21 protein-coding genes are annotated in these 24254 nt (G+C 66.2%); 8 read left to right on the forward strand and 13 right to left on the reverse strand.

Annotated elements, in window-relative coordinates:
- Nucleotides 1-64: 64 nt before the first annotated feature.
- Nucleotides 65-601 carry an RNA polymerase sigma factor gene (locus tag ETR14_RS21330; RefSeq protein ID WP_243455627.1) on the reverse strand — a complete coding sequence of 179 codons (537 nt, stop codon included), beginning with the start codon at nucleotides 599-601 and terminating at the stop codon, nucleotides 65-67.
- A 144-nt stretch (nucleotides 602-745) separates the two neighbouring features.
- On the reverse strand, nucleotides 746-1024 hold the full coding sequence (locus ETR14_RS21335; protein WP_129388663.1) for a hypothetical protein: 279 nt from the start codon (nucleotides 1022-1024) through the stop codon (nucleotides 746-748).
- Nucleotides 1025-1151: 127 nt separating this feature from the next.
- Here ETR14_RS21335 and ETR14_RS21340 point away from each other — a divergent pair, with 127 nt between their 5' ends.
- Nucleotides 1152-1754, forward strand: a complete 603-nt coding sequence (locus ETR14_RS21340; protein WP_129388666.1) for a hypothetical protein — start codon at nucleotides 1152-1154, stop codon at nucleotides 1752-1754.
- A 23-nt stretch (nucleotides 1755-1777) separates the two neighbouring features.
- Here ETR14_RS21340 and ETR14_RS21345 read toward each other — a convergent pair whose 3' ends face one another.
- From ETR14_RS21345 to cphA, 4 genes are all read right to left on the reverse strand, one after another.
- Nucleotides 1778-2545: an enoyl-CoA hydratase gene (locus tag ETR14_RS21345; protein ID WP_129388669.1), complete on the reverse strand. Its 768-nt coding sequence runs from the start codon at nucleotides 2543-2545 to the stop codon at nucleotides 1778-1780.
- 86 nt (nucleotides 2546-2631) lie between these two features.
- Nucleotides 2632-3450, reverse strand: a complete 819-nt coding sequence (locus ETR14_RS21350) for a cyanophycinase (RefSeq protein WP_129388672.1) — start codon at nucleotides 3448-3450, stop codon at nucleotides 2632-2634.
- On the reverse strand, nucleotides 3443-4339 hold the full coding sequence (locus ETR14_RS21355; protein WP_129388675.1) for an isoaspartyl peptidase/L-asparaginase family protein: 897 nt from the start codon (nucleotides 4337-4339) through the stop codon (nucleotides 3443-3445). The genes ETR14_RS21350 and ETR14_RS21355 overlap by 8 nt, the downstream gene beginning before the upstream one ends.
- 4 nt (nucleotides 4340-4343) lie before the next feature.
- The gene (gene cphA, locus ETR14_RS21360) at nucleotides 4344-7118 is read right to left on the reverse strand and encodes a cyanophycin synthetase (RefSeq protein ID WP_206185888.1); all 2775 of its coding nucleotides are present in this window, start codon (nucleotides 7116-7118) and stop codon (nucleotides 4344-4346) included.
- Nucleotides 7119-7396: 278 nt separating this feature from the next.
- Here cphA and acs point away from each other — a divergent pair, with 278 nt between their 5' ends.
- Complete coding sequence (gene acs, locus ETR14_RS21365) at nucleotides 7397-9325, forward strand: acetate--CoA ligase (protein ID WP_129388678.1); 1929 nt, start codon at nucleotides 7397-7399, stop codon at nucleotides 9323-9325.
- Nucleotides 9326-9927: 602 nt separating this feature from the next.
- Nucleotides 9928-11580, forward strand: coding sequence for an MFS transporter (locus tag ETR14_RS21370; RefSeq protein WP_129388681.1), 1653 nt, complete (start codon nucleotides 9928-9930; stop codon nucleotides 11578-11580).
- 97 nt (nucleotides 11581-11677) lie between these two features.
- Here the strand turns inward: ETR14_RS21370 and ETR14_RS21375 are convergent, their stop codons facing one another.
- The 5 genes from ETR14_RS21375 to ETR14_RS21395 form a co-directional block, all read right to left on the reverse strand.
- Nucleotides 11678-12133, reverse strand: a complete 456-nt coding sequence (locus ETR14_RS21375) for a PA2169 family four-helix-bundle protein (RefSeq protein WP_129392232.1) — start codon at nucleotides 12131-12133, stop codon at nucleotides 11678-11680.
- A 145-nt stretch (nucleotides 12134-12278) separates the two neighbouring features.
- Nucleotides 12279-13313: a methyltransferase gene (locus ETR14_RS21380; RefSeq protein ID WP_129388684.1), complete on the reverse strand. Its 1035-nt coding sequence runs from the start codon at nucleotides 13311-13313 to the stop codon at nucleotides 12279-12281.
- Nucleotides 13314-13378: 65 nt separating this feature from the next.
- Entirely contained in the window at nucleotides 13379-14116 is a 738-nt protein-coding gene (locus tag ETR14_RS21385; protein ID WP_129388687.1) for a glutathione S-transferase family protein, read from the reverse strand.
- Between the two features lie 30 nt (nucleotides 14117-14146).
- Nucleotides 14147-14758 carry an NUDIX hydrolase gene (locus ETR14_RS21390; protein WP_129388689.1) on the reverse strand — a complete coding sequence of 204 codons (612 nt, stop codon included), beginning with the start codon at nucleotides 14756-14758 and terminating at the stop codon, nucleotides 14147-14149.
- Nucleotides 14758-15762 (reverse strand): SMP-30/gluconolactonase/LRE family protein, encoded by a 1005-nt coding sequence (locus ETR14_RS21395; protein ID WP_206185889.1) that lies wholly within the window; start codon nucleotides 15760-15762, stop codon nucleotides 14758-14760. The genes ETR14_RS21390 and ETR14_RS21395 overlap by 1 nt, the downstream gene beginning before the upstream one ends.
- Before the next feature lie 184 nt (nucleotides 15763-15946).
- On the opposite strand from ETR14_RS21395, the gene ETR14_RS21400 reads away from it, so the two are divergent.
- Together ETR14_RS21400 and ETR14_RS28560 are read left to right on the forward strand one after the other, a co-directional pair.
- Nucleotides 15947-17512 (forward strand): NAD(P)/FAD-dependent oxidoreductase, encoded by a 1566-nt coding sequence (locus ETR14_RS21400; RefSeq protein WP_129388695.1) that lies wholly within the window; start codon nucleotides 15947-15949, stop codon nucleotides 17510-17512.
- A 245-nt stretch (nucleotides 17513-17757) separates the two neighbouring features.
- Nucleotides 17758-20646 carry a S8 family serine peptidase gene (locus ETR14_RS28560; protein WP_206185890.1) on the forward strand — a complete coding sequence of 963 codons (2889 nt, stop codon included), beginning with the start codon at nucleotides 17758-17760 and terminating at the stop codon, nucleotides 20644-20646.
- A 39-nt stretch (nucleotides 20647-20685) separates the two neighbouring features.
- Here ETR14_RS28560 and ETR14_RS21420 read toward each other — a convergent pair whose 3' ends face one another.
- Nucleotides 20686-21468 (reverse strand): SDR family NAD(P)-dependent oxidoreductase, encoded by a 783-nt coding sequence (locus tag ETR14_RS21420; RefSeq protein WP_129388698.1) that lies wholly within the window; start codon nucleotides 21466-21468, stop codon nucleotides 20686-20688.
- Between the two features lie 155 nt (nucleotides 21469-21623).
- Between ETR14_RS21420 and ETR14_RS21425 the strand changes: the two genes are divergently transcribed.
- Together ETR14_RS21425 and ETR14_RS21430 are read left to right on the forward strand one after the other, a co-directional pair.
- Nucleotides 21624-22091 (forward strand): hypothetical protein, encoded by a 468-nt coding sequence (locus ETR14_RS21425; protein ID WP_129388701.1) that lies wholly within the window; start codon nucleotides 21624-21626, stop codon nucleotides 22089-22091.
- A 94-nt stretch (nucleotides 22092-22185) separates the two neighbouring features.
- The gene (locus ETR14_RS21430) at nucleotides 22186-22377 is read left to right on the forward strand and encodes a hypothetical protein (RefSeq protein ID WP_129388704.1); all 192 of its coding nucleotides are present in this window, start codon (nucleotides 22186-22188) and stop codon (nucleotides 22375-22377) included.
- A gap of 22 nt (nucleotides 22378-22399) precedes the next feature.
- On the opposite strand, the gene ETR14_RS21435 is transcribed toward ETR14_RS21430, so the two are convergent.
- Nucleotides 22400-23578, reverse strand: a complete 1179-nt coding sequence (locus ETR14_RS21435; RefSeq protein ID WP_129388706.1) for an acetyl-CoA C-acetyltransferase — start codon at nucleotides 23576-23578, stop codon at nucleotides 22400-22402.
- A gap of 252 nt (nucleotides 23579-23830) precedes the next feature.
- Between ETR14_RS21435 and ETR14_RS21440 the strand changes: the two genes are divergently transcribed.
- Complete coding sequence (locus ETR14_RS21440; protein WP_129388708.1) at nucleotides 23831-24250, forward strand: PRC-barrel domain-containing protein; 420 nt, start codon at nucleotides 23831-23833, stop codon at nucleotides 24248-24250.
- The last annotated feature ends 4 nt before the right edge of the window (nucleotides 24251-24254 follow it).

Below are 24254 nucleotides of genomic sequence, written 5' to 3' on the forward strand. Positions count from 1 at the left end.
CCGCCCGACACTGGGACGCGGCTCGCACGGGATTCCTTTGAAACTTTCTTGAGAGTTTTTTTGATCAGCCTCGCTCCACGCCGAGGCGCCGCCGTATCTCGTGCATGCGCCAGGAGATCGTGGCCTCGCTGACGCCGAGGATTTCGGCGGCCTCAGCATGGCTGAGCTGCTGTCCGGCGACGAGCACCGCCGTCTCACGATAGGCGGGCTTCAGCCGCGCGATCGCGCTGTTCAGCCAGATCGCGTCATAGGCGTCGCGCCCGTCCGGGCCGCGCGCGAGGCCGGCAAGTATCGCCAACCGTTCCGTCAATCCGCCCAGCGAGCGTCGCCGACGCCGCAGGTCTCGGCAGGCGTTGAACACGATTCCGCACAGCCAGGTGGTGAACTTCGCCTCGCCGCGAAAGGTGCCGACCTTCTCGATCAGGGTGCAGCAGACGTCCTGCGCGATGTCGTCCGCATCGGCGCGGCATCCGGTGATCTGCCATGCCAGGCCGTGAATGCGATCATAATGCTTCTCGAGCAGCTGACCGAAGGCATTTCGGTCACCCGCCGCCGCAGCCTTGATCAGGGCGCCGTCGGGATCATGCTCGAGGTCCGCCATATCAGGCGTCCGCCCCCGCATTCCTTCGCACCCGCCCCATCGACCCGACTTTTCGCTGCCATCCCTGTGGCCGACGCTAATCCATGATGCGCGCGGGCGATAGCGGCAGGCCCCGGACGAAACGATCTCGGATGGTGGCTGGAATCAGGCCACGTCGGGGAGCGGCTCTGTACCTTCCGAACGGCTGACATAAAGCACTTCCACGCAATGCTCGCTCGCCCAGGCAAGGCCGGCGCTCTCGGCATCCTCGTAGCTCGGGTACAGATCGCCACCGATCAGCGAAACGGATTCCGCGGCATCGACATCGCCGCACCGGAACAGCACCGAGCCGCCGAGGCTGAAGCCTCCCGAAACTTCCTGGATCCGGATGCAGTCGGTCTCTTCGGACGCGCGTACCCCAGGCGGCAGCTTGACGATCTCCATATCACCTCCAGACCTTGTTCTGCCTGAACGCGCAACCTGGCCATTGTTCCGCACCACGCATGACTGGAGTCCTCGCGCGGCCTCTGGCATTCTTCGATGCGGGCAGGGGAGGCCGACGGCGATGGGGATGGACCGGGGTACGATAGTGATCGGAGCTTTGGCTCTGGGCGCCTGCGCACCGACCGGTGCCGTGGTCGCGCCCGCGGCGAGACTGGCCGCTGCGGGCTGCCCCGACTGGCAATCGGTCGGATCCGCGCCGGGCAAGCTCTGGTGGGCGGAGCAACGGTGGCGCTATCGATCGGACGAGGAGGCGAAACAGGCCTATGCGCGGCTCGCCACGGCATCGCCTTCGCCGTGGCCGGACTGGTTCGCGTCGGACGACCAGGTTCCGCAAAGGACATTGCCGGCGGGTACGCGTTTCCAGATGGCGCTTGCGGCCGGGCAGCCGACGGAGAAGCCCGGACGGTTCGGCACCTTCGACAGGATCCGCTCGGTCGCCGACGTGCGGGAAGGACTGGCCGTTCGATCGAACTGGAAAAAGAATATCGATCGCGTGGTCACGTACGAAGTCGTGCGTCCGATCAGGGTGAAGGTTGGGCCGATCGGGCCGCAGGTCGACGATGAGACCTGCGCGCTGCTGCCTGGCCGTTGGTCGCAATTCGAGGTGGTCGAGCCGCGCGCCGATCTCATTCAGTCGCTGCACGTCGTCGAAGAGCGGCCGATCCGGTGAACCGCTTTCACTGGCACGCCCCGTCAGCGGAACGGCGTGTAATCGGGAGCCCGGCGCTGCGCGAACGCCATGAACGCCTCGCGGGCTTCCGGGGAAGAGAGCCGAGCCACGAACTGCGCACTTTCCACATCCATGTGCGCCGTGACCGTGCCGGCGTCGCGCATCAGGCGCTTGGTAGCGATCAATGCGCCGAGCGGCTGGCGTGCCAGGCGCTGCACGATCTCGGCGGCTGCCGAGCCGAGTTGCGCGGCCGGAACGGTGGCATTGGCAAGCCCCCACGCGACTGCGTCACCGGCGCTCACCGGCTCGCCGAGCGCGAGCATCGAGAATGCCCGAAGATGGCCGATCCGGGCCGGCAGCAACAGGCTCGAGGCCGCTTCGGGCACCAGCGCCAAGCTGACGAAGGGCGTGCTCAACTGGGCATCGTCGGCAAGGATGACGTGGTCGCAATGCAGCAGCATCGTCGTCCCGACGCCGACGGCGCGGCCTTGAACGGCGGCGACGAGCGGCTTGTCATTGTTCGCCAGTGCCTTGATGAAGCGAACCACGTTCCCAAGCGCTCCGCCGCCGGCGGCCGCGGCCGCGAACTCGCCGATGTCGTTGCCGGCGGTGAATGCTTCACCTGCGCCGCGGATCAGGATCACGCGGACCTCGCCATCCTCCTGCGCGGCTTCCAGCTGATCGGCGAGCACCTTGTACATGGCGTCGGTCAACGCGTTCTTCTTGTCCGGCCGGTCCATCATCAGCGTCAGCACGCCTTCGGCCTTGCTCGTCTTGATATGGTCGGTCACGTCCGTCTCTCCCTGGTCGCGCGGCGGCCGGCCGGCATGCACCGAGCCTTCTACATCCTCCTTTGACGGTGGGAAGCGGTTCGCGTTCAATCTTTCGGGCGGCTCGGCTGCCGGGTCTTCAGATCGAAGCGGTCTCCGCTCGACAGCACGTGGACTCGCACATCGTGCATCGACAGCGAACATTCGGCGCGGGCCTCGGCGACGTTGCAGTAGCTGACGTGACTGCCGTCGACGACATAGACGCCGCCGCTGCCGATCACTTCGAACCTGTCGCCTTCGAGCACGATTGCGGTATCCTCGTCGATGCCGAGACCCAGGACGCGCGGATTGTGGGCGACGGCTCCGAGCAGGCGACCCATGCGGCCGCGTTCCGCGAAATGCTGGTCGATGATGACGTCGCGAACCAGCCCCATGCCAGGGGCCATGTGAAGATCACCGATGCGGTGGGTCTCGCGGCTCGATCCCTGCACCAGCATGGTCTCACTCATCACAGAGGCGCCCGCCGACGTGCCGGCGATCACGCCGCCGCGCGCGTACAGTCGCTTGACCTTGTCCTCGATGCTGGTGTCGCCGATCTGGCTCGTGATGCGAAGCTGGTCGCCGCCCGAAAAGAAGATTCCGGTGGCGTCGTCGAGCACGTCGAGCTTCTCGCGGTCCGATGCCTCACTGCGCTCCTCAACATAAAGCTCGACCAGTTCGCCGGTGTCGAGATCGCCGAATGCGGCTTCATATTCCTCGAAATAGCCCTCCGGCTGATGGCTAGCGACGGTGGCGAGGACCACCTTGCCGCCTTTCGATCGCCGGGCGAATTCGCGGAGGATGGTACGCTTTCCTTTGGGATCCCGGTCTTCGTGCCCGCCGATGATGATCAACGTACCGCGGGGTTGTGTTTCCTGATCAGCCATTCTTCTCTTCTTTCTTGCCGAGCCATGCCTTGGGCTCGTTCATGTCGCTGGTGATCATCGCCACCGCAAAATCCGGGCTGTTGTGCGCCCAGCCGACCCGTCCATCCTTGGAGATCGCTATGCCGCCGCCGTCCGCATCCGCGCCGCCGGTGCCGGGGAGCATCGCGACCGCCTTGGCCACCGCCTGCTCCGGATGCTCGCCGCGGTCGAGCGCCGCCATGACCCGGCCGGCGAGCGCCAGCCGCTGGATGGTCTCGCCGTCACCGGAAAAGGCGACCGCGCCGACGTGGTTGTCGGCGTAGAAGCCGCAGCCCGGCACCGGGCTGTCGCCGATCCGTCCGACATGCGCGCCGGTCAGACCGCCGGTCGAGGTGCCGGCGGCGATGTTGCCGCCCTTGTCGAGCGCAACCGCGCCAACCGTGTCATGCTCGGCGAGCTCGCTCTCGCGCAGCTCCGTGATCAACGCGTCGTTGTTAACGAGGGGAAGGTTCTTGTTCCTGGCGAAGGTCCTTGCGCCTTCGCCGACGATCAGTGTCTCTTTCTCTCCGAGCATCGCCCGGGCAACCGACACCGGATTGCGAACCCCCTTGATCGCACCGACGGCGCCGACACTGAGATCGCGTCCGTCCATCATCCCGGAACACATCTCCACCTCGCCTTCCTCGTTGAGGCTGGATCCGTGGCCGGCGTTGAAGATCGGGAGATCCTCGAGCTTGCGGATCGAGGCTTCGACCGCATCGACGGCGGTTCCGCCGCGTTCGAGGATCTTGCGCCCTTCGGCGAGCGCTTCGAGCACGCCCTGACGATTGGCGTCCTCTTCGCCGGGCCCCATTTCCTTGGCGCCGCCGTGAACGATGAGGGCCCAGGGCCCCGACGGATTTTCGAACATGTCGTTACTCTGCAGCTATGAAGGGAGCGCGGGATGCGGTGCGCAAGGCCGCCGGTTTGAAGTCGTTGACCTGCGCCCAGGCCGCTTGAACGTCGGTGGGCGTGACGATGATCAAATCGCCCGGCCGCCCCATTGCGAGGGCTGCGGCCGTGGACGCGGCCTCGCCGGCAATCAGGTGGATATGGTCGGGCGAGCGGCCGGCCTCCAGAGCGCCTTCGTTCAGCAGCCGCATCACTTCGCCGCGCGGACGGCCTCGGGTCGACGGATCCTCGCGGAAGATGAGCTCGTCGAAAATTCCGGCCGCGATACGGCCCATTTCCTTCAGATCTTCGTCGCGGCGATCACCCGCCATCGAAACGGACGCAATCGTCCGCTTGTAGCGGCTCGAGAGACCGCGAACGACCTTGCCGAGCGCTTCCAGTCCCGCCGCATTGTGGGCATAGTCGACGATCACCCGAAAGCCGTGCGCGTCGTGCACGTTGAGCCGCCCGGGATTCTGCTCGAAGGTCGAGCGGAAGTTGGTCATCGCCGAGCGGATGGTGAGGATCGGCACGCCGTGCGCGATCGCAGCGGCAATCGACGCCAAGGCGTTCGCGACGTTGAACTCGGCCATTCCATGGAGGGTCGCCGGAATGTCGCCGGCCTTCATGATGGTTTCGCGGCGGCCGTCTTCGTAGAGGACGATGGTGCCGCCGTCTGGGCCGGGTTCGCGCACCACGGCCATGCCGCCTTCGTCCACATGCTCGCGAACCAGGGGTGACATCTCCGCGCCGCCGCATAGCGAGAACCAGATGATCTGGCCGCCGGCGCGGCGCGCCATCCTTACGGTCAGCGGATCGTCGGCGTTGAGGATCGAGTGACCGCCACGCCGGACAGCTTCGACCACCACGGATTTGACGTTGGCAAGGTCCTCGACCGTGTCGATCCCCTTCAGCCCGAGATGGTCCGCGGTGACGTTGGTGGCGATGCCGATGTCCGCTTCGTCGAAGGCGAGCCCTTCGCGCAGCAGTCCGCCGCGAGCGGTTTCCAGCACCGCCACTTCGACAGAAGGATCCCGCAGGATCATACGCGCGGATCGTGGCCCGGTGGCATCGCCCTCGTGGGTCAATATGTCGTTGATATAGACACCGGTGGTTGAGGTCAGTCCGACCGTGCAGCCGGTGTAGCGGATGATGTGCTTGACCATGCGTCCGACCGTCGACTTGCCGTTGGTACCGGTGATCGCAACGATCGGAACCCGGCTCTGAGCCCCGCGCGGAAACAGCATCTCGATGATCGGTTTGGCAACGTCGCGCGGTGCGCCTTGCGAGGGATCGATGTGCATGCGCAGGCCCGGCGCAGCGTTGATCTCGATCACGCCGCCGCCGGTCTCCCGCACGGAGCGGGTGATGTCGGGGCAGACGAAGTCGACACCCGCCACATCGAGTCCGACGATCGTCGCTGCCCGGCGGGCAATCTCCGCATTGTCGGGGTGGATCTCGTTCGTCCGGTCGATTGCGGTGCCGCCGGTGGAGAGATTGGCGGTCGCGCGCAGCAGGACGATCTGGTCCGCTTCCGGCACGCTGTCCGGCGTGAGGCCGTTCCGCCCGATATATTCCTCGACCAGCGCATCGATCTTGATCCGGGTCATGACGTTCTCATGGCCGTCGCCGCGGCGCGGATCCTTGTTGATCTCGGCGACCAGCTGGCGGATCGTGCTGAATCCGTCGCCGACCACCTGCGCCGGCACCCGCTCGGCGACCGCGATCATCTTGCCGTTCACCACCAATATGCGATGATCGTTGCCGGCAAAGAATTGCTCGACGATGACGTCGCGGCCCTTCGCCTGGCTCTGCGCCTCGGCAAAGCCGAAGCGAAGCTGCTCTTCGGACGTGATGCCGATGGTGACGCCGCGGCCATGATTGCCGTCGAGCGGCTTTGTGACCAGGGGAAAGCCGAGCCGGCGGGCGCTGCGGACCGCATCCTCGACGTTGCGGACGACGACACCGCGGGGCACCTGGATGCCGCTGTCGTCGAGCAAGCGTTTTGTCAGGTTCTTGTTGCCGGCGATGTCGGTTGCGACCTGGCTGGTGCGGCCGGTGATGCTCGCCCGGATCCTCTGCTGGAAGCGGCCATGGCCGAGCTGGATCAGGCTTTGCTCGTCCAGCCGCATCACCGGTATGCCGCGGCGCCTGGCTTCGTCGACCAGCGCCTTCGTCGTCGGCCCGAGCACGCTGCGGCGCACGATCCGCTTCAGCTCGTTGAGACGTCGCTCCAGATCGAATTCGCCGTCGAACTCGGCGATGCGGCCGAGCCCGCCGACGCCCTGGAGATCGGACGGCAGCAACGAATTCACCAGTTCGAGCGCGATCCGTCCGGCGGCGAGGCCGACTCTCTCCTCATTGTAAGCGAACATGATGTTGTAGACGCCGGGTTGCCCCTTCACCGATCTTGTCTTGCCACGGGTGGCACGCGAGCCGGCCAGCGTCTGTAATTCCAGCGCGACATGTTCGGCGACATGGCCGAGCCAGGTGCCTTCGATCAGCCGCTTCTGGAAGCCGCCCCGCACCTTGAGGGAGCAGGCATGGCGGCCGACGCCCGGCAAGGCTGCGAGCAGGCCCTCCGTGAACCCCGGGATACGGTTCGTCGGAAACTCCTCCATGCGGCCGAGGTCGACCTGGATCCGCACCATCGGAGTCTTGCTCCAATAATGCGGGCCCCGGTACACGCCGACTTCGGTGACCTTCATCTCCTGGGTCAACAGCGTCGTGGCCGGATCGGTCTTGGTGCCGAAGAACATCGAATTCCCCTGTTCGAATCTGCTTGTGGAGGGCCCACCCGGGTCCGGTACGGACATGGACTGGTTCGGAGCCGACATGATCTTGTTAAACCTCCGGCAGCGAAGCGGAGTTCCGGAAGAAGAAGCTGATCCAGATCAGCCGGTCCCGTGACGGAACGGTGTCGCGGCAGCGCGCACGGGCCGCTCCGGATCGGGTTCGAAGCCGTTGAAGCCCGCGCATCGAAGTGGCAGGAGCGTCGCCGTGATTGCGGCCCCAGCGCCGCGCCGAGAGGATGGACATGACCGAAGCGATCTCGCCGCCCGAAGCCCTCGTCGCCACCAGCCATTGCACGCCCGCCGACTATGATCGGCTCTATCAGCAGTCGCTCAGCGACCCGGACGGCTTCTGGAGCGACCAGGCGGAACGGATCGACTGGATCACGCGGCCGACGCGGATCGCCAATGCCTCCTTCGATCCGGTGGGCATCAAGTGGTTCGAAGACGGGGTGCTGAACCTCTGCTGGAACTGCGTCGATCGGCACCTGGAGACGCGGGCCGATCAGACCGCCTTCCTGTTCGAAGGGGACGCCCCGGGCAGCGGCCGCGCGATCAGCTACGGCCAGCTGTACCGAGACGTGGTACGGATGGCGAACTGCCTCAAGGCAATGGGCGTCGGCAAGGGCGACCGGGTCACCATCTACATGCCGATGATCCCGGAAGCCGCGGTGGCGATGCTCGCATGCGCCCGCATCGGGGCTGTTCACAGCGTGGTCTTCGGCGGCTTTTCGCCGGACGCAATCCACGGCCGGATCGAGGATGCGGCGAGCCGCTTCGTGGTTACCGCGGACGGCGGCAAAAGGGGCGGCAAGACGGTGCCGCTCAAGGCCAATGTCGATGCGGCGCTGGCGCGAGGCTCGGACGTCCAGGCCGTGCTCGTCGTGCGCCATCTCGGCTGCGAGGTCGCGTGGAGCAAAGGCCGGGATCATTGGTACGATGAGCTCGGCGAGACCGTGCCCGACGAATGTCCGTGCGAACCGATGAACGCCGAGGATCCTCTGTTCATCCTCTACACGTCAGGGTCCACAGGAAAGCCGAAGGGCGTTCTCCATACCACCGGCGGCTATGCGGTCTGGACGGCGGCGACCTTTTATTATGTGTTCGATTACAAGGATGGCGAGATCTTCTGGTGCACGGCCGATGTCGGCTGGGTGACTGGCCACAGCTATGTGGTCTACGGGCCGCTCGCCAACGGCGCGACCAGCCTGATCTTCGAAGGCGTTCCCAATTATCCGGATTTCAGCCGCTTTTGGGACGTGGTCGAGCGCCACAAGGTCAACATCTTCTACACCGCTCCGACGGCGATCCGGGCCTTGATGCGCGAAGGCGAGGGGCCGGTGAAGAAGCATGACCGCTCTTCCATCCGCCTGCTCGGCTCGGTGGGCGAGCCGATCAATCCCGAGGCATGGCGCTGGTATTGGGAAGTGGTCGGCGAACGGCGTTGCCCGATCGTCGACACATGGTGGCAGACGGAAACGGGCGGGATCATGATCACCACCTTGCCGGGCGCGCATCCGATGAAGCCCGGTTCTGCGGGCAGGCCCTTCTTCGGCGTGGCGCCGCAACTGGTCGGGCCGGATGGAGAGCAGCTGGACGGCGAGGCGTCGGGCAATCTGTGCATTACCCGCAGCTGGCCCGGCCAGATGCGCAGCGTCTACGGAGATCACGATCGTTTCGTGCAGACCTATTTCTCGACCTATGCCGGCAAGTATTTCACGGGTGACGGCTGCCGCCGCGATGCGGACGGTTACTATTGGATCACCGGGCGGGTCGATGACGTGCTCAATATCTCGGGCCATCGCCTAGGCACCGCGGAGATCGAGAGCGCTCTCGTCGGCCACCCTGCTGTCGCCGAGGCGGCGGTCGTCGGCTACCCGCACGACATCAAGGGCCAGGGCATCTATTGCTATGTGACCTTGATGGAGGGGGTCGAGCCGAGCGCGGAGCTCGAACAGGCCTTGCGTGCGCACGTGCGTACCGAGATCAGTCCGATCGCCAGCCCTGACATCATCCACTTCACGCCGGCTTTGCCCAAGACGCGCAGCGGCAAGATCATGCGACGAATCCTCCGCAAGATCGCCGAGAACGATTATTCGAGCCTGGGGGACACATCGACCCTCGCGGATCCGAGCCTGGTCGACGTGCTGATCGACGAGCGCAAGAAGAAGTAAAGAACAAAGAAAAGGCCTCCGTAACGGAGGCCTTCCTGTCAATCGATCATTTCCGAAACGATCTTGCGAAGCTCGGTCCGCGAGAGCCCGGCCACCTGGCTTGGCTTTCGTGGCGGCTTGGTCTGGTAGGGGAGTGGCCCCTGCCAGAGCAAAGCCTTGGGCGGAAAGAGTTTCGGTTGTACTTGCAATGTCATTCTGATCCTCGGGCGGATCCCGTCCGCCCTTAATATCGCAACGGACGCCGCGTGCCGGAACTTGTCCGCATCCGATCGGCGTCGTGTCTGCCTAGTTTCGAGATATCACCCTTCAATCGCTGCGCTTTGAGCGGCGTCTGAGGCGAAGCGCTTCCGGGGTGAGCGGGAAGGCTTGTGCCGATATGGGCGTTACCCTGTCGTTTACAAGCCGTGGGAGTGGTCCGCAGGTTAGGGCTGCGTTCCCGGGTGGCGGTATGCGGGCCCAGTCGCAGCCATCGCCACGGTTCATCGGCGCTGGCGCATTGCGAACGTGAGATTTCTTCGCCTCTTTCAGGGGTTTCGGAGCGCGCCGCCGAGTCTTAAGGGCCGCACATTCTCCTCTCCACGCGTATTCGGGAGTTGCAAGCGATGGACGGTGTGCGCCCGACCAGACACGGCCGATCCGGGTTCCTCGCCCCTCAGGCGGTGGTTACTGCCGAGCAGCGGGTGCGCGCGGTCACCAACCTGCTGGTCGATGCCGCCGGCGGAACTGCGATCGGCGCGATCAACAGCGGCGTCGTGCTGCTCGCGCTTGCGCTGCACATCGGCGCCTCGACCGTGGAGGTCGGCCTTCTCGCATCGATCCCGCTGATCACCCAGGTTCTGCAGGCGCCGGCCGTCAAGCTGGTCGAACGGGTGCGGCGCCGCCGGCTGATCTCCGTGACGTCGCTGTTCCTGGCGCGGCTCGCTTTGCCTCTCTACGCGAGCGTGCCGTTTATCCCGGATCGCGATTTCGCGACCGGGGTTCTGCTCGCGGCGGCCTTGCTCCATTACGGCCTCAACGCCGTCGCCGCTTGCAGTTGGAACAGCTGGATTCGCGATCTCATCCCGGCGGACGTGCTCGGCCGGTTCACGGCACGCCGAACTCTGGTCGGCACCGCCGTCAGCGCCGGTGCGACGATCACCGCGGCATTCGCGCTCGAGCAGGCGGAAACCTCCGCCCGATTGGGCAACATGATCTTCAGCGGCCTCTATCTGCTCGGTTTCTGCTGCGGCTTGCTCAGCATCGTCGCGCTCGCGCGGGTGCCCGAGCCGATGATGGGCCCGGCGGGTCCCCCCGCGTCCCTCGGCAAATTGCTGTGGCAGCCGCTCAAGGACCGCAACTTTCGCAACATCCTGCGCTATCTCGCCAGCTGGCAGTTTGCGGTCAATCTGGCGACGCCCTTCTTCACCGTCTACATCGTGCGGGAACTGGGCTTCGGGATGAGTTTCGTTCTCTGCCTCACCCTCGCCAGCCAGGTCGCCAACGTGCTGGTGGTGCGCGGTTGGGGCCAGCTCAGCGATCGTTTCACCAACAAGAGCGTGATCGCCGCCGCGACTCCTTTGTTCATCTTCTCGATCGCGGGAATGGCGTTCGCCAGCGAGCTTGCCGAGGGGACGCCGCGTGCGGCCTATCTGTTCCTGCTCCACATCGTGATGGGTGCGGCCGGCGCCGGCGTCGGTCTCGCATCGGGGAACATCGTCATGAAGATGAGTCCGGAAGGATCCGCGACGAGCTACATGGCGACCAATGCACTGGTCGGCGCGGTCGCCGCCGGGGTGGCGCCGATCATCGGCGGCTGGACCGCCGACTTTTTCTCGCGCCGGCGGCTCGAGCTCAATCTGGAGTGGAAGAGCCCGACCGGGGTCGACGAGCTGATCGGCGTCGCCTTCAGCCACTGGGAGTTCTTCTTCCTGTTTTCCGCCGCGATGGGGCTCTACACGCTTCACCGGCTGTCGGCGATCGAGGAACCGGGCGCGGTCGCACCGAGGGAGATCGCCCAGCACGTTTTCTCGTCGGCACGCCGGACCTTGCGCAACGCGTCCTCGGTGGCGGGTCTGCGGCTGGCGGTCAGTTTCCCCGCCGGCGATCTCATCCGCTCGCGGGGCCGCCGCCGCTTCCTGCTCGAGCCGGTCTACGAGGGCGCCGGGGCAGGGCGCTACGAGGCTGATCAGAGGGCCGTCGGAACCCTGCTGCAATCGGCATTCGAGGAGCAGGGGCAGACAACCGAGTTCGACGAGATGCTCGCGAAGCTTCGCTGACGGCCGTCGATCCTGGCAAAAAGAAAGCGCGCACCTCTTCAGGTGCGCGCTTCCTCTTGCTAGGTCCTGGCGCGGCGAGCGTTGCCGCGCCGAGGGATTACACGCCTTGCATGCTGTGCTTCAGCTGACTGGCGCGATCATGGCCGCGGCGGACCGACTGGTAGGCACGTTCGACAACGGCGCGAGTCTCGGGCGAAAGCTGCTCGTCACGCAGCGCGACCTCATATTTGTCCTTGATGTAATCCTCGCCGCGCTCGACTTCCTCGATCACCGCCTTGTCGCTGCCGCCGCTGAAGGCGTTCTTCAGATCGACGAAGCGGCGATGAACGTCCGCCTTGAGCGAGCCGTCGTCGTTCGGGGTTCCGCCAAGCTGGCGAACGCGCTCCTGCAATGCTCCCACCGCTTCCCGGCGTTCGGCGCCGAACTCGCGGAACATCGTCGCGAAGGTGCCGCTTTCGCTGTCCTCCGCCGAGCGCTCGAAGCCGTTGGCGCTGTCGATGGTGGTGGTGATGAGGGTGTTGAGCACGGTCACGTCATGATCGCTGTTCAGCATCACGTTTCTCTCCAATGGTTGGGGTGTGACGCGATAACGATCATGTTCGGCGGAAGGTCCGGGCCTGGGACAACTTAACCGATGTTACGAGGCGCGTGCACGATGGACGTATCCGCTTCTCGCCCCCTCTTCGGATCCGGCTGCTTCAATCCGCAACCACAGCCTCGATCAGCGATGCGATACGTCCGAGCGGCGTAACGCTGCGAAGCGTCAATCCTGCTCTCGCAAGGAGTTCGCCATGTTCCTGCCGGCTCCGGCACCCGCCCCAGGTTGCCGTCATCAGGATCGCGTCGAACATGCCGGCGTGCAGCTCGCTGCCGGCTTCGCCGGAAATCGGTTCGATGATCAGCAAGCGCCCCTGCGGGCCGAGTACGTGCCGGATATTCGCGAGGATGCGAACGGCGTCGCTGTCACCCCAATCCAGGACGACGTGCGCCAGCACGTACACATCGCCGCCGGCCGGCACCGCGTGGAAGAAGTCTCCGCCGATCACACGACAGCGATCGGCCAACCCCACGGCCGCGAGACGGCGCTCGGCCAGGTCTGCGGTCGGCGGCCGATCGAAGAGCAAGCCACCCAGATGGGAATTTGCCCGCAACACGCTCTCCAGCAGCAGCCCGGTGCTGCCGCCGACGTCGACGACCAACGAAGCGGAGGAAAAATCCCAGTCTGTGGCGACACGCTCGTGCAATCCCGCGCTGAACGCCGCCATCGCAGCCGCGAGCCGATCCGCACGGTCCGGCGCGTCGGCCTGGTACAACGGCTTGTTCCGTCGCGATTCGAGTGTCGGCGCTCCTGAGCGGACGCTCTCCGCAAGATTGTCCGCCGCAGCCCACATGCCCGACCGTGCCAGCATGCGCACCGCAGTCGCTGCGTCGAACGGGCCGCCGGAGCGCAAGGCATGGCCGACGAGCCCGAGGGTGAACAGCTGGTCTTCGGCTTCCACGAAAACGTCATGAGGCGCGAGCATCCGCAAGATGCGGAGCAATGCGCGTTCGTCGACCCCCGCCGTCGCAGCGAGTTGGCTGCAAGACACATGATCGCTGCCGATGAGGTCCGCCAGACCCAGATCGGCAACCAGGTGCAGCGCACGCGCGGAATAGTGGCCGGAGGCGATCCCGATGGCTCTCAAGGTCGCCTCGGCCGCCGTGTCGAGATTGGAAGGAGTTCGATCCAGCATCGATGCTCATCCTTCTCGCCAGCGGCAGATCGTGGTGGTCGGTTCTCTGTGCGAGACGGTGGACGTTACAGGCGCATAATGCCCTTTCGAGGTTCCCGCAGACCCAGGGTCTCGCTGGTCAGCGGCGCACCTGCTGCCAGGAGCGCCTGCCGCCGGCCTTTCGGATCGGTGCGCATCTGGGTCTGCTCGAACGGCAGGAACCGCGCGAACGCGTCATGGTCCAGCGCGCGCGCGACGAAACCGGCGGTCCGCGGCCAGCGTTCCTCGTCGATCGTGAAGCCGGCGTAGAAAGCATTGCGGAAGTAGGTCGCGACGGAGATGTCGGCGAGCCCGAACGCGCCGAACAGCCAGCCCTGCTCCGGCAGATATCCCTCGAGATAGTCGAGGGCCGCCGGTGCGTCGACGGCAAGCGTCTGCTCGATCCGTGCCGCGTCGCCCGGCTTTCCCCACACCGCCTGGTGGACGAACTTCTGGTAGAACAGGCCCCAGATGAACACGTCGCCGAGGCGCGTGTCGGCATATTCCTCCAGCCAGCGTGCGCGCGCACGATCCTTCGGATCCTCGGGCAGCAGCGGCGGCCCGGGATAAGCCTCGTCCAGATAGGCGCAGATCACCGAGGAATCGCACAAGGTGAGATCGTCGTCGATCAGGACGGGAATCCTGCGCAGCGGGCTCAGTCGCTCGAAGTCGTCGTTGCCGAAGAAGGGGGTGATCGGATCGATCTCGAACACCAGCTTCTTCAGCGCCATGCAGGCGAGCACCTTGCGGACGTAGGGGCTGACATAGCTTCCGATGATCTTCATGCACGGGTCCTTCGGCAGGTGCGGCGCGGGTCAATCGAACAGGATCGTGCCGTCATAGGCGAAGGCGTCGTAAATGTCCTTTTCGATCACGCGCCCGAGCGAAAGCTCGGGAAGGGCGTCCGGTGGGAAGAATCGGGCATCGAGCGTCTCGAGGCCGGGCCGCGCCACCGCCTCGTCCAGCGTGTCGCACAAGAAGAACAATTTGTAGAAGTCGCGCGCATCCGGCTCGTAGGCCCGCTTGGCCTTGTGGCGGATGCTGTAGAGGGTGCGGGCACGCACCCCGATGCCCGCCTCCTCCTCGATCTCCTTGATCACATTCTCGGACGCCGACCGGCCGACGTCCGCGAAGCCCCCGGGCAGGGTCCAGCGGCCGTCGCTGCGCTCCTGGACGAGCAGGATTTCGCCTTTCTCGATGACGGCGCCGCGAACGTCCACCTTCGGTGTCGCATAGCCTTGGGCGAAATCGGAGACGAGGCCCGGGATGCGCTCGATCGGCACGGTGCCGAGATCGCTCAGCATCGCCGCCGCAATGGCGGCGACCTCCTGATAGCGTTCCCTGTCGAACGAATCGCGGCAGAAGCCCAGGCCCGTCGAGGCGATGGCGTGCAGGCGCTTTGCCCGGCGAAGCCAGTCGTCCTCCATCAGCGCTTTCTTCCGCGCGAGAGTTTGATGAAGGCGAGTCCGTTGTTCGCGTTCATCGGGATGACGAGTTGGTCGTCATCGGGATCGTAGCACATCGAGGCGGCATTCGGGATGCCGGTGGCGACCAGCTCCGCAGGCCGTCCTGGACGGATACGCGACACGCCGCCATTGACGACGCTGCTGATGTATTTGGTGCCGTCGGCCAGGATCACGAGCCCGTCATTGCCGGCCTGGGCTGCGCGTTCGGTGCGGAGCAGTGTGCCCGCGGGCGAAAAGGTCATCACCGCATCATCGCTCAGATTGAGCACGACGATATTCCCCTGCGGGTCGATCTCCACACCGTTCGGACGGGAAAGCGGCGCCCCTTCTGCAAGGATGCTCGACGTGCCGTTCGGGCCGATACGGTAGATGCGCATGGGGACCGAGCCGTCCGCGGCGCCGGTCTGTGATCCGAAGATCGTGCCGTCCGACGCGACCGCGATATCGTTCAACCATGGCGAGTCCGGCACGGGCAGGGTCGCCATCACACCGCCGGTTGCGAGATCGAAGACTCGAACGATCGCACTCCGCTTGGCCCCGTCGGCCGTGCCACCGACGCTGTCTGCTACATACAGGTGACCGCGGTGAATCGCGCTGCCGAACGGCTGGTTGAGCACGGGATCCTTGCTCTCGAGGCCGATCCAGCGCGCCGTATGGACGGTGCCGTCAGGGTTGATCAGCGAAATGAAACCGTCGTTCGCGACGCGATCCGGCGGCGCACCGCGGTTGACCGCGAGGATCAGCTTGCGCGAAGGGTCATAGACGCAGCTCTCTGCGCTGACGATGCCGCCATAGACCCTCACGTTCGACGAGATCGGCGTAAAGGCCTGATCGCCTGCGACGCCGAGCGGTCGACCCGGGCTCATCGTTTGCGTCTGCGGGGGCTGCGGCTGGGGCTGCAATTGTGCCGTCCCTGGTGTGGACGACAGCAGCACGCCGGCGAGCAGGGCCGCTCCGATCGGCACCCGACTGGAGGTCAAGAGAAAGGGCTTTATCAGGATCGGTCTCCCTCCACCGTCTGACGATGAGGCCCGCAGCCTATCGGTGCACGGGCCTCGACACAATCGACCGAGGGCCCTTCACAAGGACGGTGCAGTCTGGAATCCTTTCGCGGGCGCGGGATCGTCGTCGCGCGCGAAGGGGGGCAGGATGCGGGGTTCGGTCGGAGTGTGGCGGGCGCTGGATTTGGCGCGGTGGCGCAATCTTGAAGCGGCAGGGCAGCCCTTGCCGCTTCGGGGCGGCGACGGGGTGAGCAGGCGGCGCGTGCTGGGGGCGCTCGTCGCGGGCGCGGGTGGCATGATGCTGCCCCGGACGCCCGGTTGGGCACGCGCACCGAAAGCACGGCGGGTCGTCGTCGTCGGTGGCGGTCTGGCCGGGCTGGTCGCCTTGCGACAGCTTCGGGCAATGGGCGCGGACGCCACCTTGTACGAGGCCCGGCAGGCGGTCGGCGGTCGGACGCGTAGCGTGGGGGGCGTGTTCGCGCCGGATTTCGCGTTCGACGAAGGCGGTCAGCTGGTGAATGCCGATCATGCGGACATGCGCCGTCTGATCGGCGATCTCGGCCTTCGCTTGATCGATCGCAACGCCGGCGGCGGAGGCCGCGAGATCCAGATCGGCCGCAACGGCAATGCCGTCGCGGAGAGCGAGCTCGCCGAAGGCCTGCGCGCGATTGCCGCCGCGATCGCCGGCGACTCCGATCGGCTGGACCACGACTATCAGGGCGTGGCGGTGGAGATCGACGCCTTGTCGGTCAGCGCCTATCTTGACCGCCACGGCCTCGCTCCCGGCGACGTGCGCGACGCGCTCGAAGCCGGTATCCGGACCGAATATGGTCTCGAACCGAATGAGGCGTCGGCACTGGAATTGCTGTTCAACCTACCGACCGTCGACGGCCATCGTTTGACCCGGCTCAGTCTCTCCGATGAGCGCTATCTGGTCGAAGGCGGTGCCGGGCGCGTGGCGCAAGCGCTTGCCGCCAGGATGGGCTCCGCGATCCGGCTCGGCAAGCGCCTCAGCCGCGTTGTCATTGAGGGATCGGGCGTGCGCCTCGGCTTCGCAGATGGCGAAGAGGTTGCAGCGGATCGGGTGGTCCTCGCACTGCCGGCCCCTCTGTTGCGGGAGCTCAGCATGGAGGGGCCGCTGCCGCCTTTGTGGCGCGAACTGATCGAAGTGGTGAGGCTCGGTGCGAACGAGAAGCTGATCGTCGGCTACGATCGCCAGCCGTGGCACCAGATCCTCGGTGGTGATGGCGCGCTCTGGTCGGCGCAGGGTTTCTCCGAAGCCTGGGACGCGGCCTCTTCGCGGACAGGCGGACGCGATCGGCCTGGCGCCCTGACCTACTTCCTCGGCGGCGCGCAAGTCGCTGCAGAGGCAGGGACCGACAATGCGGCTTTGCGGGATCGCTTCACCGCAATGGCCGCTCGCGTCGTACCGGAACTGCCGCCTCCGAACGGTCGCGTCCGGCGGACCCGCTGGGGCGAGGACCCGCTCGCGCAAGGCGCCTATATCGGCTTCCGCCCGGGGCAGCTCACCCGCTTCGGCAGCCTGCTCGCCGTGGAAGAGCAAGGGTCCGCACGTGCCAGCATGGCCGGACCGTTGCTGTTTGCCGGCGAGTGGCTGTCCGACGCCTGGCCCGGTTACATGAACGGGGCGGTCCAGACCGGCCGCATCGCAGCCGCGGCAGCCGTACGTGCCGAGGTCGTTCCCAGCATCTGATCTTGCGCCATGGAAAGGCCGAGCGCCGGAATCGTCCATTCGCATACGCAATCTCCCGGGATATCTGGCAGCGCTCCCGCGGCTTAACGCGCTGATCGAACGCGGAATTTCTCCGCAGCGGATCGGATTGCCCACGCATGCCCAAATTTGCCCGCAGCGCTGCCTCTGCGTCTCTTGACGCGACGAGCGCTTACGGAATGCCGGTGCACGGCAGCCTCGCTTTCCCAGCGTCTCAGGCCGATCTTATGATCACCTTTGGACAGGAGACGAATGCGGCCACGGTCGCGGCGGCGCTTGCCGCCATAGGCGCGCGCGACGGCGGCTGGGTGCATGTTCCGAATGCCTCCGAAGGTGGTTCCGCCGTGCTCAGGGCGCAGCTTTCGGATCGGATGTTGGCCGAGCAGGCGTTGGACATCCTCTCGCGCCAGCCGGGCGTCGCCGGTGCTGATCTGGACCGGATGCTGCATGTCGACGCGGTCAGCAACGATCCCGGTTATACCGGCGGAAGCTTGTGGGGATTGTACGGCGACAAGACCAATCCCGCCAACGCCTTCGGCAGCGGCGCGGGCGAGGCCTGGCAGGCTGGCTACACCGGATCCGCAAAGGTGGTCGTTGGCGTGGTCGACAGCGGAGTCGACTACACCCATCCCGATCTCTACCTCAACATCTGGCTCAATCCACTCGAGATACCGGCGGCCTTCCGCGCCTCGCTGACCGACGTCAATGCGGACGGGCTGATCTCCTTTCTCGATCTCAACGCCGCCGCCAACTCTCTGTACGTGGCCGACGTGAACGCCAATGGCCGCATCGACGGCGGCGATCTGCTCGGCGATGCCCGGTGGGAGAATGGCGTCGACGACGACCGCAACGGCTTTGTCGACGATCTGATCGGCTGGGACTTCGTCAATGGCGACAACGATCCTTATGACGACAACCGCCACGGCACCCACGTCGCCGGGACGATCGCGGCGAGCGGCGGCAACGGCGTCGGAGTGGCCGGCGTGACCTGGTCGACACAAATCGTACCGCTCAAATTTCTGTCCGCGTCGGGCACCGGACCGATCTCGGCCGCGCTGCAGGCGATAGACTATTTCACCGCGGCCTCCGCCGCCTCGACCGGCCAGAAGTTCGTCGCGACCAACAACAGCTGGGGCGGCGGCGGTTATGCGCAGCCGCTTGCCGACGCGATCGCCCGCGGCGCGGCACGCGACATCCTATTCGTCGGTGCCGCCGGGAATGGCGGCCTCGACGGTGTCGGCGACAATAATGACCGCATCGGCAACTATCCCTCGAACTACGACACAAGCGCCGCGGCCGGCTACGACGCGGTCGTCGCGGTCGCTTCGATCACGAGCGCCGGGCAACGTTCCTCTTTCTCGAACTATGGTGCGGCGACCGTTGATCTCGGCGCACCGGGTTCGGCGATCCTGTCGGCCTTGCCCGGGGGCGGCTACGGCACGCTGAACGGCACGTCGATGGCCACCCCGCACGTGACCGGCGCGATCGCGCTCTACGCCTCGGTGTCGGATGCAAGCGCCGCCGAGATCCGTGCCAATCTGCTGGCCTCCGCCGTGCCGACGCCGTCGCTCGCCGGGGTCACCGCCACGGGCGGCAGGCTGGATGTGACGGCGCTGCTGGCGCTCGACACGCACGGGGCGGATCTTCGCTTCGGCACTGAAGGCGCCGACCGGATCGAGATGACTCGCGGCGGCGCCGACCGTGTCTCGGGTGGTGGCGGCGACGATGTCTTCGCCTTCGCGGCCGCGTTCGATGCCGCGGATCGGATCGACGGCGGCGCCGGTGCCGACACGCTCACGCTCGAGGGGCGCTATGTCGGCGCCTCCGCCCTCGATCTCACCGCTGCGCAGCTGGTCGATGTCGAGACGCTCGTCCTGCTCGGCGGCGGCACGGCTTATGCGCTGACGACGGTCGATGCCAATGTGATCGGCGCCGCTGTGCTGACGATCGACGCGTCGGATCTGGCGCCGGGCGAGACCCTGGATTTCGACGGCAGCGCCGAGCGGGACGGACGCTTCGTGGCGACGGGCGGGGCGGGGGATGACGTGCTGCGCGGCGGCGCCGGCGCTGACCGGCTGGACGGCGGTACCGGCGCGGATCATCTCGCCGGCGGCCGTGGCAACGATCTCTACGTCGCCGATGATCTCGCGGACCTGGTCTTCGAGCGTCCGGGAGAAGGGGTGGACGAGGTCCGCACCGCGCTCGGCAGCCGCAGCGACTACAGCCGGATGTACGTCCTCGGCGACGCGATCGAGAATTTCACCGGCAGTTCGGCCGCGGCGCAGGGCGTGCGGCTGAATGCGCTCGACAATATCGTCATGCTGGGTGCGGGCGGTGATCTCGCGGCACTCGACGATGGCGGCAACGACCGGGTCGCCGGCGGGGGTGGCAGCGACTTTCTCTATTTCGGCGGTGCCTTCACCAATGACGATGCGGTCGACGGCGGCGCCGGCTTCGATACGGTGGGGCTGGTCGGGCACTACGCGATCGCATTCGAAGCAGACGATCTCGTGTCGATCGAGAAGCTGGCTTTGTACAGCTCGGGCAACCCGGCCGCGCCTTCCGAGTACCGGATCACGATGAGCGATGCGAACGTCGCCGCCGGTATCCAGTTGATGGTCGTCGCCCAGTCGCTGCAACCCGCAGAAACACTGCTTTTCGACGGCACCGCCGAAACCAACGGCAGCTTCAACGTCCGCGGCGGCCGCGGTGCCGACACGATCACGGGCGGCGCCGGCGCCGATCGCATCTGGGGAGCGCTCGGCGCCGACACGCTGCGGGGCGGCGCCGGCAGCGACATGTTCGAATATCGAAGCGCGGGCGAGTCCGGTGGATCGGCGCGTGACGTCATTGCGGATTTCGGCGCGGGCGACCGGATCAATCTGATCCCGGTCGATGCCGACGGCAATATGGCCAATGGGAACACCGGGTTTCGCTTCGTCGGACCTGCCGCCTTCAGCGGAATGGCCGGCGAACTGCGCGTTCAGCAGGATTCGCAGGATGCTCGGCTCTGGACGGTGGAGGCCGACACCAACGGCGATCGCCTCCCGGACCTGGCGATCACGGTCGTCACGGCCCCGGACCACCCGCTCAGCGCCGCCGATTTCTGGCTCTGAACCGGCGCTGCCGCCCCTTAGGGCGTGGCGTGATCGGCGTCAGCGCGGCCCCATGCGGATGCCGCCGTCTAGGCGGATGCCTTCCGCGTTGAGGTAGGTGTTTTCCGCGATGAACACCGCCAGCCGGGCATATTCCTGCGCCTGGCCGAGGCGCTTGGGGAAGGGCACCTGGGCACCGAGCGCGTCCTGGACGTTCTGCGGCATGCCCGCGACCATCGGCGTCTTGAACACGCCCGGAAGGATGGTGTTGATTCGAATGCCGTCGTTCATCAGGTCCCGGGCGATCGGCAGCGCCATGCCGAGCACGCCGGCCTTGGACGCCGCATAGGCGGCCTGGCCGATCTGCCCATCCTGCGCGGCGACCGACGCGGTGTTGATGATCAGACCGCGCTCGCCATCCTCCATCGGCTCGAGGCCCGCCATGCCGAGCGCCGAATGCGCGATCATCCGGAACGTCCCGATCAGGTTGATCTGGATCGCAAGCTCGAATTGCTGCAGCGGATAGGCCTTGAGCGCACCGGTCGCCTTGTCGCGGCCGACGGTCTTGACCCCGTTGGCGATGCCGGCGCAATTGACCAGGATGCGCTCCTGGCCGTGCGCCGCCCGCGCCGCAGCGAACCCGTCTGCTACCGCTTCGTCTGAGGTGACATCGACCGCAGCGAAGATGCCGCCGATATCCGCGGCGACCTGCGCCCCTCTATCGGCATCGCGGTCGAACACCGCCACCTTGACGCCGCGTGCCGCCAATGCGCGGGCGGTGGCTTCGCCGAGGCCGGAAGCGGCTCCAGTGACGATTGCGGAGATGGTGGCGTCGAGCTTCATGTCAGTCCTCCTCATCGGCGCGGCGCTTGCTCGCCCGCTGCCGCCTTGCTTCAGGCTGTAGAGGGAAGCCACCGCGGACGGCAAGCGATCGACCGCTTCACCCGCCGTTCATTGCCTTGAGGCTCACTTGCAGCCGGCAGCAGGGGGACGCTCGGATGAGGTGGGTACGCGCAGGCGCCGGGACGACAGCGACGGTCGCGGCGGCATTGGCGACCGTGGTTCAGGCACAATCCGCCGGTCCAGGGCCGAACCTCAATCCCTTGCGGCCGATCGTCCGCACGCTCGATCGGCCGTGCCGAAGCGGCAGCGGTGAGGAGATCGTCGTCTGCGCCAGGCGCGAGGAGAAACGCTCGCCCTACCGCATTCCTGAACCGCCGGACCGTTTCGATCCCGGCGGTACCGTGGAAAGCGTCTCGCGCGAGCGCAACGGCCTGCTCGATCATGGCGACGTCGGCATCGGCAGCTGTTCGACCGTCGGTCCCGGCGGCTCTACCGGCTGCATGCTTCGCCAGTGGAAGAAGGACGATCAGCAATGGGCGGACCACCGTCCGAGCCTGGCGCATCCCGGCGGGGCGGAGGTCCCGATTGAGCGCTCTGCGCATTCGACCACAGACGCTGGGTAGAAGTACCTAATGTCGATCAACTACTTGTATGCATTTGCCTGCATAATTATACATAGCCCTGCAACGGGGGTTGTACGCTTCTGGGGTGTGGCAGATGAGCCTTGAATGTTCGACCGAGCGGCCATGGGGAATCCATGGCGTTGTCAGAAACGACGAGAGTTGCGCACGCTGCGGCTGGACCGCGCCGGGCCCGAAGGGCGATGCGCTCGCCGACGCCCGCGCCGCAGCCGAGGAGGCGATCGCCTCGGCCGCTGCCGTCGGCTGGGATCAGGCGCTGGCGGCCTGAGGGCGGCGCGACCGGCGCTTGATCAGGAAAGATTTTCAACGATGGTGACGTTGGCGAGCCCGCCCCCTTCGCACATCGTCTGCAGGCCATAGCGGCCGCCGCGACACTTCAAGGCATAGAGCAAGGTCGTCATCAGCTTGGTGCCGGAGGCGCCGAGCGGGTGTCCGAGCGCGATCGCGCCGCCATGAACGTTGAGGCGCTCGGGATCGGCGCCGACCTCCCGAAGCCAGGCCAGGGGCACCGGGGCGAAGGCCTCGTTGACCTCATACAGGTCGATGTCCCCGATCCTCATCCCGGCGCGATCGAGCGCACGCCGCGTGGCGGGGATCACTTCCTCGAGCATGATCACCGGATCGCCGCCGGTGACGGTCAGATTGACGATCCGGGCCATTGGCGTGAGGCCGTGCGTCTTGAGCGCGCTCTCGCTGACAACCAGCACGCCGCTCGCACCGTCGCAGATCTGCGAAGCGTTGGCCGCGCTGATCCTGCCGCCTTCGCGCAGGCTCTTCACCGAGGCGATGCCTTCCAGCGTCGCATCGGCGCGAACGCCTTGGTCGCGCCGATGCTGCGTCTCCGTGCCGTCCGCCGCGACGACCGCGAGGGGCACGATCTCCGCATCGAACGCGCCCGCATCCGTGGCGGCCGCCGCCTTGCGATGGCTTTCCAGCGCGAAGCCATCGAGCATCTCGCGGCTGAAACGATGTTTTTCGGCGATCATCTCGGCACCATCGAACTGGCTGAACATGGTTACGCCGAACCTGTCCTGGATACGCTGCGAAAACGGGCCGCTGCCGATGCCGTGCTGCATCGGCAGCGTAAATGGCAGGCCCATCGGCACCCGAGTCATCGATTCGACACCGGAGGCGATCACGACATCCTGGGTGCCGCTCATCACCGCCTGCGCAGCGAACTGGATCGCCTGCTGCGACGATCCGCACTGACGATCGATCGTCACCGCTGGTACGCTTTGTGGAAGAGAGGAGGCGAGCACCGCGTTGCGGCCGACGTGAAAGGCCTGCTCGCCCGCCTGGCCGACACAGCCCATGATCACGTCCTCGATCGCTGCCGGGTCGATCCCGGCCCGTGCGACCAGGGCGTCCAGGATCTCGGCGGCCATGTCGGCCGGATGCCAATTCCGCAGTGCGCCGTTGCGCTTGCCGCCGGCGGTCCGCGCCGCGGCGACGATATAGGCCTCGGCCATGTCCTCTCCTTGCTTTTTCGGAAGGCGCGATAGCGTCTGGGGAGCCGCCTTCCAAGCAGTCCCGCGACGAACGGGGTCAGGGCGCGCCGGGCTTCGAGCGGCGGAACTCGGACGCTGTCAATTCGTTCCCCCATTACCGGTCGAGAAAAGCACAGGGTCCGCCGCGAGGCGGCTTCGGGAGCGTCCCGGCCTCGGCCGGGGCGCTCCTGTGTGCTGGCCGCAAGCGATGCGGACGCCGGCAGGAGAAGCGTGATGTCTGAACATCAGATCGTGGAGCCGCAGCAGGCGAGCGTCGAGGCTGCGCCAGAGGACGTCGATTATCGGCACGAACTCATTTCCTCGCGGCGGGTGGAGGGCACGCCGGTGTTCGGCCGGTCCGGCGAGCGGCTCGGCGCCATCCACAGCGTGATGATCGAGAAAAGGCGCGGCAGCGTTCCCTATGCCGTGCTCGAATTCGGCGGCTTCATGGGGGTTGGCACCCACGTCCATCCGATCCCCTGGCAATTGCTGACCTACGATGTCGATCATGACGGCTATGTCGTCGAGATGACCCGGGATCAGCTCGCCAAAGCGCCGGCGATGCGCCTGGACGATACCGACCGGCCGATCGACCGCGATTACCAGGAAAAGGTCAGCTCCTATTGGGGCACGATGCCGTGGTGGGGGCTGTAGCGCG

The sequence above is a fragment of the Sphingosinicella sp. BN140058 genome (assembly GCF_004135585.1).
Classification (GTDB): domain Bacteria; phylum Pseudomonadota; class Alphaproteobacteria; order Sphingomonadales; family Sphingomonadaceae; genus Allosphingosinicella.

What these genes read in the sequence shown, in the direction of transcription:
- ETR14_RS21430 (WP_129388704.1), top strand. Translation starts at nt 22,186, where the DNA reads ATGAGCCTTGAATGTTCGACCGAGCGGCCATGGGGAATCCATGGCGTT.
- cphA (WP_206185888.1), bottom strand. Translation starts at nt 7,118, where the DNA reads ATGTTCTTCGGCACCAAGACCGATCCGGCCACGACGCTGTTGACCCAG.
- ETR14_RS21370 (WP_129388681.1), top strand. Translation starts at nt 9,928, where the DNA reads ATGGACGGTGTGCGCCCGACCAGACACGGCCGATCCGGGTTCCTCGCC.
- ETR14_RS28560 (WP_206185890.1), top strand. Translation starts at nt 17,758, where the DNA reads ATGATCACCTTTGGACAGGAGACGAATGCGGCCACGGTCGCGGCGGCG.
- ETR14_RS21335 (WP_129388663.1), bottom strand. Translation starts at nt 1,024, where the DNA reads ATGGAGATCGTCAAGCTGCCGCCTGGGGTACGCGCGTCCGAAGAGACC.
- ETR14_RS21375 (WP_129392232.1), bottom strand. Translation starts at nt 12,133, where the DNA reads ATGCTGAACAGCGATCATGACGTGACCGTGCTCAACACCCTCATCACC.
- ETR14_RS21400 (WP_129388695.1), top strand. Translation starts at nt 15,947, where the DNA reads ATGCGGGGTTCGGTCGGAGTGTGGCGGGCGCTGGATTTGGCGCGGTGG.
- ETR14_RS21435 (WP_129388706.1), bottom strand. Translation starts at nt 23,578, where the DNA reads ATGGCCGAGGCCTATATCGTCGCCGCGGCGCGGACCGCCGGCGGCAAG.
- ETR14_RS21420 (WP_129388698.1), bottom strand. Translation starts at nt 21,468, where the DNA reads ATGAAGCTCGACGCCACCATCTCCGCAATCGTCACTGGAGCCGCTTCC.
- ETR14_RS21385 (WP_129388687.1), bottom strand. Translation starts at nt 14,116, where the DNA reads ATGAAGATCATCGGAAGCTATGTCAGCCCCTACGTCCGCAAGGTGCTC.
- ETR14_RS21355 (WP_129388675.1), bottom strand. Translation starts at nt 4,339, where the DNA reads ATGTTCGAAAATCCGTCGGGGCCCTGGGCCCTCATCGTTCACGGCGGC.
- ETR14_RS21330 (WP_243455627.1), bottom strand. Translation starts at nt 601, where the DNA reads ATGGCGGACCTCGAGCATGATCCCGACGGCGCCCTGATCAAGGCTGCG.
- ETR14_RS21380 (WP_129388684.1), bottom strand. Translation starts at nt 13,313, where the DNA reads ATGCTGGATCGAACTCCTTCCAATCTCGACACGGCGGCCGAGGCGACC.
- ETR14_RS21425 (WP_129388701.1), top strand. Translation starts at nt 21,624, where the DNA reads ATGAGGTGGGTACGCGCAGGCGCCGGGACGACAGCGACGGTCGCGGCG.
- ETR14_RS21390 (WP_129388689.1), bottom strand. Translation starts at nt 14,758, where the DNA reads ATGGAGGACGACTGGCTTCGCCGGGCAAAGCGCCTGCACGCCATCGCC.
- acs (WP_129388678.1), top strand. Translation starts at nt 7,397, where the DNA reads ATGACCGAAGCGATCTCGCCGCCCGAAGCCCTCGTCGCCACCAGCCAT.
- ETR14_RS21340 (WP_129388666.1), top strand. Translation starts at nt 1,152, where the DNA reads ATGGACCGGGGTACGATAGTGATCGGAGCTTTGGCTCTGGGCGCCTGC.
- ETR14_RS21350 (WP_129388672.1), bottom strand. Translation starts at nt 3,450, where the DNA reads ATGGCTGATCAGGAAACACAACCCCGCGGTACGTTGATCATCATCGGC.
- ETR14_RS21440 (WP_129388708.1), top strand. Translation starts at nt 23,831, where the DNA reads ATGTCTGAACATCAGATCGTGGAGCCGCAGCAGGCGAGCGTCGAGGCT.